The 13,364-nt window shown below is 34.3% G+C and carries 6 protein-coding genes; 3 read left to right on the top strand and 3 right to left on the bottom strand.

Translation table 11 applies throughout. The features are described from left to right. Positions 1-335: 335 nt before the first annotated feature. The 3 genes from JFU23_RS00530 to JFU23_RS00520 all read left to right on the top strand — a co-directional run bounded on the left by JFU23_RS00530 (position 336) and on the right by JFU23_RS00520 (position 3,335). Positions 336-797 (top strand): GNAT family N-acetyltransferase, encoded by a 462-nt coding sequence (locus JFU23_RS00530; RefSeq protein WP_201031075.1) that lies wholly within the window; start codon positions 336-338, stop codon positions 795-797. 386 nt (positions 798-1,183) lie between these two features. Further along, positions 1,184-2,197: an alpha/beta hydrolase gene (locus tag JFU23_RS00525; RefSeq protein ID WP_201031074.1), complete on the top strand. Its 1,014-nt coding sequence runs from the start codon at positions 1,184-1,186 to the stop codon at positions 2,195-2,197. Between the two features lie 181 nt (positions 2,198-2,378). After that, on the top strand, positions 2,379-3,335 hold the full coding sequence (locus tag JFU23_RS00520; RefSeq protein WP_201031073.1) for an alpha/beta hydrolase: 957 nt from the start codon (positions 2,379-2,381) through the stop codon (positions 3,333-3,335). Between the two features lie 88 nt (positions 3,336-3,423). Here JFU23_RS00520 and JFU23_RS00515 read toward each other — a convergent pair whose 3' ends face one another. The 3 genes from JFU23_RS00515 to JFU23_RS00505 are packed head-to-tail and all read right to left on the bottom strand — an operon-like array spanning position 3,424 to position 12,954. Further along, on the bottom strand, positions 3,424-4,878 hold the full coding sequence (locus JFU23_RS00515; RefSeq protein ID WP_201031072.1) for a pyridoxal phosphate-dependent decarboxylase family protein: 1,455 nt from the start codon (positions 4,876-4,878) through the stop codon (positions 3,424-3,426). A 55-nt stretch (positions 4,879-4,933) separates the two neighbouring features. Then, complete coding sequence (locus JFU23_RS00510; RefSeq protein WP_201031071.1) at positions 4,934-11,944, bottom strand: non-ribosomal peptide synthetase; 7,011 nt, start codon at positions 11,942-11,944, stop codon at positions 4,934-4,936. A 32-nt stretch (positions 11,945-11,976) separates the two neighbouring features. Next, positions 11,977-12,954, bottom strand: coding sequence for a SagB/ThcOx family dehydrogenase (locus JFU23_RS00505; protein ID WP_201031070.1), 978 nt, complete (start codon positions 12,952-12,954; stop codon positions 11,977-11,979). Positions 12,955-13,364: the final 410 nt, after the last annotated feature.

Below are 13,364 nucleotides of genomic sequence, written 5' to 3'. Positions count from 1 at the left end.
TATATGGCTTTAGATAGTATTGAATGAGAGCATACAAATCCATGCTTATTACGTAATTTCTATACAAAAAATAAAAACCACCCTATTTGGATGGTTATATGTGTGCTTGTTAAATATGAAATTCATTAAAGAATATGGAGGTTTTTTGAAGTTGGTCGGATTTTCTAATAATAATATTGTGTTAAAAAGCCTAAAGTATAATTTTATAAGTTAGGCTTTTATGCTATCTATAAGAAAAAGTTATAGAGACTCATAATATTTTATAATTTAACCTTTTGTATTTAAACAAGTAAAATAAAAGTAACAAGTGCATACATTAAGGAGGTTTTTTGATAGTGACAGAAACTATAACATTTAGGATTGCAACGGCAGATGATTTAGATGTAATTGTAAAAATGCTTGCTGATGATGTTTTAGGAAATAAAAGAGAGCGCTATGAAACACCACTCCCTGATAGTTATATAAGAGCATTTCATGCTATTGATTGTGATCCAAATAACGAGTTGATTGTAGCGTGTGATGGGACGGAGATTGTCGGTATTCAACAAATTACATTTACGCCTTACATTGTACGTCAAGGGGGTTGGAGAGCTACAATTGAGGGTGTACGGACAGCCTCATCAAAACGTGGTAAAGGTATAGGAAGTAAACTTATTAAATGGGCTATTCAACGTGCTAAATTACGGGGATGTCATTTAGTACAGTTAACAACAGATAAAGAACGACAAGAGGCTTTACAATTTTATAAGAAATTAGGTTTTAAAGATTCTCATGAAGGATTAAAACTCTTTCTCTAATGAATATAGCTATTTATATACCAAAAAGACGTATATTGTAAGGTTAATTAACTATAGGCTTCGAAAATTATGGTAACTATCACTGTATTAAATATACACATTGTCTTTCATATAAATTACGTCACTTCAAAAGGTGCACCTTTTGATACGAAAATAAGCAAGTTAATGTTCTCTTTTATGAATGAGAACATTAACTTGCTTTTTAGGTTTTTGTAAAAGATATTTATAGTTTTATTTTATTGATAGCTTTATAATATAATATACAAATTCCCCACCTGTTTTATAATTCAAGCATCTACTATTAGGAAAAGAGAATATTTTACAATTAATTTACAGCATAAATTTTGTCCATATTTTAGACGATATGGATTTTGGAGGAGGTTAATTTGATTTTTTCAAAACTCATTGATCGATACGCCTTGTATGATTTGCACAAAAAAAGAAGTGTAAAGTTTCAGTATACTTCTCTTTCTAACACCTCACTATATATAAAGGACATAGAATTTTTTTATAAAGTAAAACCATCTCATATTCATTTTAACATTAAGCATTTAAAACAAGAAAAGGAATACATGGTTGGACAATTCAAATATAAAAGCTCGGTTCAATCTGGTGATTCACGCAACGATTCTGTCACTGGGGAATTATTTTTACATAAAAATGAAGATGCACCTCATGTCATCTTTGTTCACGGTTGGAGAATGGATTCTAACGAACGTGTAAAAAAAATATTCCACGACCATATGACCAACTTGAAGTGGAATATGTATTATTTCACTTTACCATATCATTTTGACAGAAAACCGAACCAATCCCTATACAGTGGAGAGTACATGGTAAGTGCCAATGTTGAACGAACTGTAGAAGCAACTAGACAAGCGGTAGCTGATTTACGAACTTTGATCAAATGGATTAAAGAAAATAAAAATGGTCCCTTGATTTTAATAGGAATCAGTTTAGGTGGAGTTATCACTAACTTAACATCTCTTGTTGAACCAGAAATTGATGTGTTAGCATCCATTTTCTACGCGAATCGACTCTCTTATTCAATTTGGAAGACAAATCCAGGTAAATTTATTAGAGAAGACTTGGAACATCATGGTGTTACGTATGATGATTTAATAGCTTATTGGAAAATCACTGAACCGAGTCAAGCGTTACCAAAAGTAAAAAAAGAAAATATTTTATTAATTTCAGGTAAGCACGATCTATATGTGCACTCTGAGGATACGGACTATTTGTGGGAATCCTGGGAAAGACCTACAAGATATATTTATACATGTGGACATGCCGGGATTGTTCTTAAACGTAAAAAAATTGCAACTGATACTATCAATTTTATTCAGAATCGATTGAACTCCTCACACTTCCCCAATGATATGAATACACTTTTCTCCTAAATTACGTACTTGTATTACTAGTTGCAAAAAACTCCTTCTTGAGAAAGGTTTTAATTTCCGAATATTCTGTTGACTACTAAGACATATCCAATTTACAATTTAATTGTGATGTTTTTTCACAATTAAACTACTTAGAATACACTTCATTTATTCGAAAACAATTACAAATAGAGGTGCTAAAATGAAAACAAGAGTAAATCCAGAGTTATTACAAGGGTTAGAGATGTTTCCAGATCTCGATTTACGCCCGGAAAACTTGCAAGCAATCAGAGAAGGAATAGCTCAAATGAGACCACCTACAGTTGTTGATGAATCCCTTTCGTTAACAGATGAAGTCATTGTTGGACCAGATGCTAATCCGTTACCATTAAGAATTTATCGTCCAAAATCAAATAATGAAGCTTTACCTGTCTTATTATGGATACATGGTGGTGGTTATATTTTAGGGTCTATAGATGATAACGATGATACTTGTATGAGATTCGCAAAAGAAGCTGGCTGTGTGGTCGTATCTGTAGACTACCGCTTAGCACCTGAACACCCTTACCCAGCGCCAATTGAGGATTGTTATTCAGCTTTAAAATGGATTGCTGATAATGCGAAGTCATTAAACATTGATTCGAATCGAATTGGGGTTGCAGGAGTAAGCGCTGGAGGTGGACTAACAGCAGCATTATCATTATTAGCCCGAGATCGAAAATATCCTTCAATTTGTTTACAGATGCCACTCTATCCAATGATTGATGACCGAAATAATACACCTTCAGCGAATGAAATTAAAGAAGGATTTGTTTGGAATCAAAAGGCAAATGAAGCTGGTTGGAAAATGTATTTAGGAGAAATGTATGGAACAGATCAAATCCCTGTCTATGCAGCGCCTTCTCGAGCAGAGGATTATAGTGATTTACCATATACTTACACATTTGTTGGTCAATTAGATCCATTCCGCAGTGAAACATTAACCTATGTAAGCAAACTAGCGCAAGCTGGTGTGGATGTTGAGTTTCATTTATATCCAAATGCCTATCACTGGTTTGAAGGGTTAAATCCAAATGCCGATGTATCTATTTACGCTGTAAACGAAATGGTACAAGCAGTAAAGACTGGTTTCAAAAGAGTCTCTAAGGTTGAGGCTTAATCCCTTTACCAGAAAAACACTCGTAAATAGTATAATAGCCGATTCTCATTTAGAATCGGCTATTAACATGTAAAATTCACCTAATATATCAAGGTTGAGAAACAGATATAAGATGTTTAGGCGATGTGTTTATTTCCTCTGCCAACACCTTAATGCTCATCATGATTTGAAGTATTTCTTCTAATGTTGTCCTCGGGTTGATAGAGCAAAGTCGAATTACTACTTTTTCTTTTAATTTAGTCGTACTTAGCATAGCAAATCCTCTTTGATTAATTTCTTCCACCAGTTTTTTATTTATTTCATGAATTGTTTCTGTAGACGTTCGCTTACAAGGAATATAACGAAAAGTAACAATTCCTAATTGGGCAGGTGTTACTACTTCCCAATCTTTTTCTTTCCTTAAAAACTCTTCAACTTGTTCAGCCAACATAATGCCATGATCTATTGCCTCACGAAAAGCTGTGACTCCAAATGCTTTAAAAGAAAGCCATACCTTTAATGCCCTAAATCTACGAGAAAGTTCAATTCCACGCTCCCCAAAATTCACTTTTTCTTCTATATTAGTTTCCGTATCCTTAATATACTCTGGGATCATACGGAACGTTTTACTTAAATATTGGCTATTGCGAATGAGTACACAACCAACATCATAAGGCTGAAAAAGCCATTTATGCGGGTCTAACGTCAAAGAATCAGCACGATGAATTCCTCTTAACACCTCCCTTCCTTTTTCACTGAGAATTGCTGCAGCCCCATAAGCACCATCCGCGTGTAGCCATACATCTTCATCACCACATAGATCAGCCAATTCATCGAGGGAGTCCACCGCTCCGCAATTCGTTGTCCCTGCATTAGCAATAACACAAAATGGTTTTTTCCCTTTTAATCGATCTTCTTTTATTTGCTTTCTTAAAGTACTAACTGAAATTCTTAAATCTTCATCTGTTTCAATTCGGCAAATTTGATGATGTTTAAAACCTAATACTTTAAGTGCTCGATCTACAGAAAAATGAGTTTGGTTAGAAAAATACACAACCGCATTTTCTATGTCATTATTCAGCTTGACCTGTCTCGCTACAGTAAGTGCAGTCAAATTAGCCATGGAACCGCCACTGACAAATAGCCCTTCAGCTGAATCAGGGAATCCTAGCATTGATTTTAACCAGTTGATTGTCGTTAATTCAATTTGTTCAGCACCTGCACCTACTATCCAAGCTGTAGGAAATACATTAAACCCACTTGCTAAAAAATCTGCTATTACACCAACATAATTATTAGGACCTGGCACAAAAGCCATAAAATGAGGATGATCCACATGAGTAATTTGATTAAACACATTGTTATTAAGAAAATGAAGTAACTCTTTTGGATTAGATCCGTTTTCTGGAATCGTTTCAATTAGCTTGTCTCTAAAAATATTACTATCAATCGTTTCCGAAACTGGTTTACTTTTTAAATGATTCATATGATCAACAATCAAGTCCACCGCTTGATATCCTAACTGACGCATCTCTTCGGCTGATAACTGCAAGTTTTTTGTCATTTGGTTTACTCCTATTCTATTTAAAAAGGCGAGTTCTTGCTCGCCTTTTCATTTTTTATAATTTGTAATCACCGATTGCCTGTATTGGATTTTGAAGAATCATGTTGATTAACTGATGGATGTGACTCAATATTTCCTGTATTTTCTCCGCTTCATATACGGTTTGATCATATCCAAACTTTATTGTAAGTTTCTCTTCAGGGAAGCACATAATTCCATACTTTACATGAGGCTCATCCACAACTTCGTAATCTGTGATGGCAAAAGTTCTGTTTTCATTTGAAGAAAAGATAGCTGAGTTAGTCGGATAGTTTTCAAAAACCCAAAGATGGTCAGTCAACTCAGTTTTTAATTCACTTTGTTTTTGTATATCAACAAATGAATAGTATGCATACTCATTACATTTCAATGTTTCTAGTTGTACTTTTTGCAGGAAGTCCACAAAAGATTGCGTTTCTGTCCATGCTAGTCGGATAGGCAAAACATTTGTGAACAGACCGAACATATTTTCAATCCCTTCTACTTCGGGAGGTCTGACTGATACTAGATTAGGTAATACTACTTCTCTTATTCCGTTGTATTTGCCAAGCAATATTCCCCATACAGCTAGTAATGCCGAATTCATAGTTATATTGTTTTTAGTTACAAATGTCTGTAACTGATTAGTCAAATCCTTATCTAATGTTAAATCCATAAATGTGAAATTTAACCCTTCACTTTGAGTTGGTACTTTCTTTTTAGGAATACTAATTTTCCGATTGTATCCTGATAAATAATCCCGCCAAAAATGACGTGCTTTCTCATGATCTCGTGCTACAGTCCAATCTATGAATGTCTCAAAAGGTTTCACCATAGGTAACTCTGCCGTAGTTCCCGCATTTATTGTTTCATAGAGCTGGAATAATTCGTCTATCAAAATGCTGACGCTCCAACCATCACATAATAGATGATGGGAACTCCAAACCACCTTATGCTCATTATTACCTAGTTGGAATATACAGAGGCGGTTCATAAGTTCATCATTTTTGAATCCTTGACTTAAATTTTCATTCATCCATTGGTCTAGGAATTTTTGCTGTTCTTGTTTCGTCATCTCAATCAAGTTTTTTATCTCTGAAATCATTTGAACATCATGTATAACAGCTTGCCAAGGTTTTGCTTGTTCATCTTGCACTATTATCGTTCTTAAAGAATCATGGCGATCAACTAATTGTTGGAAACACTGAATAAAGAGATTAATATCCAGCTCCCCCTCAAGTGCCCAAATTATTTGTTCAAAATATGCATTTGTATCAGGTTCAGTCGCAGCATGTTCATAAATAACTTCCTGGAAAGGTGCCAATGGGTAAATACGTTCTATTTTTATATCCGGCATTTTTTCTTGTATTTTGGTAAGTGTATGTTGATTAAGTTGTTTATCTTTAACATTTAGTACTGTAACTTTATTATCGTTCATTTTGTTTACATCACTTGTTTGCGAATTTGAAAAATGGTGTAGCTTTTTAACAAATTGAACCATGTCTCCTAATATAGGAAATGAAAATAGATTTTTTGGCTCTAGCTCAAATCCTTGTCTATACAGTCTGACGGAAACTTGAATCGCTTTTATCGAATCTCCACCTAAGGCAAAGAAATGATCATTTACTCCAACCCGATCTACTTTGAGTACTTCTTGCCAAACACTAGTTAATATTTTTTCCATTTCAGTTTTTGGAGCAATAAATATTTCATTTTTTTGTTTCTCTGGAGCAGGGAGCGCTTTTCTATCTAATTTCCCGTTTGGAGTCAAAGGCAATTGTTCCAAATAAACAAAATAAGAAGGAATCATGTAATCTGGCAAGTGGTCTCGCAAATGCTTTCGTAGTTCTGTTGTACTAATATTTTGCTCAGTTACCACATATGCGACTAAAAATCTTATACCATTCTCATCTGTCTGATCAATCACAACAGCGTGTTCGACTTGTTTGTAAGTGAGAAGACAATGGGAGATTTCTTCTAACTCTACTCGATATCCTTGAATTTTGACTTGATAATCTTGGCGGCCTAAAAATTCAATATATCCCTCAGGATGCATTTTGCCACAGTCTCCTGTCTTGTAAATAAGGCCAAAGTCCGGATGTGACACAAACGCTTCATTCGTTTTCTGTTCATCATTTAAATATCCTTTAGCAAGGCCCACTCCCCCGATATATAAATCTCCAATTACACCAACAGGGCACATTTTCTTTTCATAGTTCAACACATAATACGTTTGGTTTGCCAAAGGTATCCCGTATGGAATACTCTTCCAATGTGATTCCACCTGTTTGACCGGATAATAAATTGACCAAATCGATGCTTCTGTTGCTCCTCCTAGTGAAACTACTTCTGCCATCGGGAAATGTCGTTTTATTTTTTCTGGTAAAGAAAGTGGAATCCAATCTCCACTATGTAAAACTAAACGCAAGGAAGAATGTTCAAAATGAGAACCTACTTGCTCCAATGCCAAATCCATGATTGCAGGCACTGTATTCCAAATTGTAATTCCTCTACGTTCGACGGTACGGATTAATTCTTGCATGTCTCTTGGGTCACGAATCATTACCAACATTGCACCTGTGCTTAACGTTCCGAAAATATCGTATACAGATAAGTCAAAACACATGGAAGAAATACCAATAATACGATCATCTTCATTTACCTGATATTTTTGATTAATATCTTGAATAGTATTTGTAACCGCTTGGTGAGTAATAATTACTCCTTTCGGTTTTCCTGTACTTCCTGAAGTGTAGATAATATAGGCAAGATCTTCCGGACCAGCAATAGCAGGCATATCTTCTGTTGTATATAATGACAAATGGTTTTCTTCATAAAGACTAGGTTCTAATAAAAGTTTGCATGAGCTATTTTTTAAAATATATGTTTGGCGATCTAAAGGATGATCGGGATCAATCGGAACATATGCGGCACCTGCTTTTAAAATACCTATCATATTAGCAATGGTCTCAACTCGTCTTTGTGCTAAAAGGCCAACTTTGTCACCTAGACCGATTCCTTGTTCTTTTAAGAAGTGCGCAACTTGATTGGAGCGTTTATGAAGCTCTGAGTATGTTAACCAATCTTTTTCAAAAACCACTGCTACTTCATCCGGTGTACGTTTTACTTGGTCTGTAAATAATTGATACAGAGTAGTTGAAAGTATTTTTTCTGTTGTCTCATTGTATAGCTCAATTAAAGTTTGATCCGATTCTTTCATCTGCAAAGAGGTTACGTCGCTTTTTTTCACCAGTTGTTCCAATAAGTCAACAAATTGGGAAAACATTGCTTCTATCACATCAACATCAAACAATTCTTCAACATAGTTCCAGCTAATTAATAACTCTCCATTTTTTTCAATTACCACATTATCCAAATACACTTGTGGCGTCCGAGCATGAATATGGCGAAGTGAACCAAGCTGTTCCCAAGCAAAAGCCCCCGCACCTGCTAGCATCGAGGTGAAAACAATTGGCATAACTGCTTTTGGCGTCATTTGATGATATCGAGTAAAATCTCGAATAAAATTAACTCCATCGTAATGACGATGTTCAAGGCCATCTAATAAAGTAGATTGCGTTTCTTTTACTCTAGTAAAGAAAGATTGATCTGGATTCACATCAACATCCAACAAGATGAGTGAAGTGAAATCTCCTACAATTTGCTCTACTTCTTCATGAACAGGATTACGGTTAAATACAGTCAAATTAATTGCCAATCGACGCTGATTACTCCAATATGCCAACACATCACCATATATTGTACAAAGTAGAGCCGAAGGAGTTACTTCTTTCTCTTGTGCTAACTTTCGTAGCTTTGTCCATTTTTCATTGTCCAGGATCTTAGTAAGTGATTGGAATTTAGGAGTAGCAATCTCTACCGGATCCTTTTTTAACAGCAAAGAAGGCGCAAACGGAAAGTCAGGAAGCTTACTTGTCCAATAATCTTTTGCTGTTTTATATTCTGTACTTTGTTCCAGTTCATCATAGATAAACATGTAATCTTGAAAATCAAAAGATAGAGGTTCTAACCTTTGCTCTGGTTTATAATAATAATGAAACAAATCCTGTCCAACGATGTTCATGCTTGCTCCGTCCATTAATAAAGCATCGTATCGAAAACATAATAAATACGTGTCTTCTTTTAAAAGAAAGGCTTTTAATTCAAACAAAGGCCATTGCCCTAAAGGAAATACATGATTAGTCATTCGAGAACGTTCTTCTTGTAAGCGAGCATTTTGATTCCTATCATCTAAATCTATGAGACTTACTATTTCAATCTCGTAATCAGGAACGCTTTGTAATATTTGCTGTTCTCCCTCTGGTAAAATTACAGCTCGTAACATCGGATGACGTTGAATTACCTTTTGAAAACTTTTTGAAAGACGATTGATATTCAATTCTGTTTCATATTCAAAATAAGTTTGAGGTGAAATACCACTTAATTCAAACTGTGAATTCCGTCCTAACATGTACGCTGTCTGAACCTCTGTTAAGGGAAATGGCTTAGACAAATCTTTAACATGGGTTGGTCTATTTTCAAAGTTTTCCGTTTTATGCTCTAACTTTACACAAGTACTAAGTTGAGCAATCGTGGGATGCTTAAAAAAATCTGTTGTACTTATTTTTAAGCAGTCTTTTCTTAATAAATTAATTACCTGAAGTGCTTTAATCGATTCTCCTTTTAAAGCAAAAAAATTATCATGAATACCGATTCCCTCAATCTCCATAACTTTTTCCCATGCATGCACCAATTTTTGTTCAATTTCATTGCGCGGGGCAACGTATGGAATTGATACATAATCTGTTTGTGTTATCTCTAATAACCTTTTCCTATCAACTTTCCCATTTGGATTCAACGGAATCTCTTCCACCTGAATCATTTTTTCAGGAATCATAAACTCAGGTAATTTATCACTTAAATATTTTCTGATTTCATCAAAAGAGACCTTATTATCCGATACATAGTACGCAGCTAATAATTTCCTATTTCCATATACTTGATCAACAACGATAGCTTGGTTTATTTCTGGATATTCCCTTAACTGGCTTTCGATTTCTCTTAATTCAATCCGATATCCCCGAATTTTTACTTGATGATCCATTCGACCTAGATATTCAAGTTCTCCATTAGGTAACCAACGAACGAGATCACCCGTATGATACATCATTTCTCCTGCTGTAAAAGGACTCGATACAAACTTTTCATCTGTCAGTTTAGATTTCCCAAGATACCCTCGTGCTACTGCCACGCCACCAATGCAGAGTTCACCCGGAATTCCAAATGGTTTTAATTGACCATACTTATTCAATATATAGGAATGATAATTCGGGTTGGGACTTCCAATCGTAACTTCTTTGGCAGAGCTCAAATCCTTTACTGTTGCACAAATGGTTGTTTCTGTAGGACCATAAATATTTAAAATTGTCGCTTCACTGATGCATCGAATTTTTTCAACCAAATCAATGGAAAATGCTTCTCCTGCTAGCAAAATAGATTTTAAATCTTTTAGAAAATTTGCCCCTTCTGGATCACTCAAAATCACTTCCATTCGCGATGGCGTTGATTCCCATAAATCCACCTTATGTTCTTTGACCAAATAAGCTAATTCTTTTGTTGCGAACTGATCCTCTGTAGCAATAACTACTTTCGAACCTTGTGTTAAAGGCAGACATATTTCTAACAAGGAGATATCAAAAGATACACTAGCAAGAAACAAGAATGACTGATTATCTTTTACTTTTTCTCTCATTACACTTAAAAAATGGACAAGAGATTTCTGTTCTACCATTACCCCTTTTGGATTCCCTGTCGATCCCGATGTGTAAATAACATAAGCTAAATCATTAGGATAACTTTCTCGAACTAAATTACTTTCCTCACCTTGGAAGAGATATTCCTCATCAAGATACAGCACTTCACCCGCAAATTGCGGCAATTCTACTTCTGTTCGCTTGCTCAGTAAACATTTCGCTTGACTATCTTGTAACATATATTCAATTCGTTCATTCGGATAGTTAGGATCGATTGGTAAATACGCTGCTCCTGCTTTTAAAATCCCCACCATGCCAATGATCATTTCCAATGACCGATCTACCATAACCCCAATAATACTTTCTTTCGAAACACCTTTACTTTGAAGAATAGAAGCCAATTGATTTGCTTTTTTATTCAATTCTCTATATGTCAAAGATTGATCATTACAAACAACAGCAATTTGATCTGGGGTTTTTAACACTTGTTCCTCAAACAAATCTTGAAATGATTGAGACAATTCTATGTCCGCCTGACCTTGATTCAATTCTTCTAGCAACTCTTTCTCTTCATCTGAAATGATACAAATATCTTTCACAGCCAAATTCGAATTTGTTGACACTTGCTTTAAAACATAAAGATATGAATTTGCAAACTGTTGCAAAGAAGAGAATGAATGAGACTTGAAAGAAATTTGAATTTCAAATTCATTATGTATTTCATTCCATTTTCTTTGTATCCAGATGGCTAAATTATTCTCTGCATATTCTTCTAGCAAATTTTTATTATGTAATCCTTCCATCCCAATAACAATTTGAAAAGGAGTTAAATGGTGTTTCGCTAATAATTCAGAGAGTGGATAACTCTGATTGTCATACCCGAATAAAGTCGTTTGTTCAATCTGATTTACTACTTGTTTAAAGCTGTGATGCGGATGGATTTCATTTCCTAAAGGAATCAACTTATTAAGATTCTCGCTTTGTTCAATATTCTTTTCAATTGCAGGAATACCAATAGTAATCCTTTCTTGATCTGTATAGTGTGCCAAACAAATCCTTAACGCGGCCTGTAACCAGCTAAATAATAATAAATCTTGAGACTTAATTACTTTTTGTATACTTTTACTAAACTCTACATTCATTATGACTTGAACGTGCTCACAAGGATTTTCTTTATTTAGTTGGTAACCGCTATTAAATACAGAAAAATCGAGAACCTCGGAAGATAACTGCTCCTTCCAAAACGCCTCTACCCCTTTATTTTCATGAATCGAACTTCGATCTTTAATGTGCATTTTTATCTTTATCCCCCTAATATTCAATTCATCTATTCGTTAATTTTCAAGCCAACTTCAAGCCCATGGAGAAATACTTGATGGTTATCCAAACATAAAAATTGCTGAATCTCTTCAAATTTCATATGACCAACTGAACAAACGCCTAAATTCAATGTCTCAGCCACCATATTTAAGGTAGCAGTGATAATACCAGACTCAATACAAGCAAATAAATATCCATCTGAACCGTATTTCGGGATGGAAGCGTTCGCATTATAAACCAAATAAACTGAAAAGGCAGACTGAGTAAATAAATCTTGGTTAATTGACTCATGATCACTTTTGATTACTTGATCAATATTATTTACAATGACAAGACAGTTTTTTGATGGGTTATAATAATAAAACCCAGCTTTCATACCTTCTATACGTTTTGGTTTCATATAAATAAAGATATCAATAGGGTAGAGTCCGCCTGCACTTGCGTAATGATAGTATATATTTTCTTTCCTAACCTGTTTTAGAGTTGATATGAATTGGGAAAATTCTAAAAAACTAATATGTTTTTTCATATCAAATTGGCGACAAGACCTACGTTCCTTGATTATAGTGGGTAACTCATTTGTTGTTTCAAGTTGAATTTCGGTTGACCGCACAGCATGGTGTGTTCGATTCAATTGTTCACTCATATACTTATCTAAATCTTCTTTAGAAAAGCGAATCTGGTTGCTATATGGATTCGGAAAAATCTTTTCTTGTGTGGAAAATACTTCTCTTGGGGGTAATATGTTACTTACTAACACACGATTTTTTATCATAAGCTCTATTGTTTTTTGTGTCTCTTCTACATTTCCTAACGAAAAGTGCTCTACTAGTTCACTAATTTTCACACCTTTTTGAGTCAAAAAATAAAACTCAGGAAACCATTCAGACAGAACGCCTGCAAATCTTGTTTCTCCTATCAAAATTTCATTATGCAACTTCTCCCAATGCTTAATAGGAGACCAGTAATAAATTTGCTCGCTCATATAACCCTCCATAAATGTTTTACTTATTTTCAAAATACAATTTTCTAATCTACAAAAATAATCTTTAGATTCTGCCCCTTGCCTCATAGTGATTATAAATACATGTACTTCAACGAAGCTTGAGAATAATAAAATAACTTTTTCTTCATTAAATTTTTTTATTTCATCATAAAAAATGATTTTTTATTAGACATTTCACATCCTTTCCCATAGTAATCCTATAAGGTATAAACCATTTAGAACATTGAGAATTTTCATGTATTTCCAATGTGAAATTATTGTAATGGATTGGAAAGCAGATGGAAATAGTTATTAAACAAAATAATATTGAGAAAGTTTCATTTGTTATAGCGATAAAATTTTCTAATGAGATTTATTACAAATAGATTAAGAAAAGAATTTGAAATTTT

This window comes from Bacillus sp. TH50 (assembly GCF_016650565.1).
Classification (GTDB): domain Bacteria; phylum Bacillota; class Bacilli; order Bacillales; family Bacillaceae_G; genus Bacillus_A; species Bacillus_A mycoides.
This window is presented reverse-complemented; position numbering and strand designations above follow the sequence as displayed.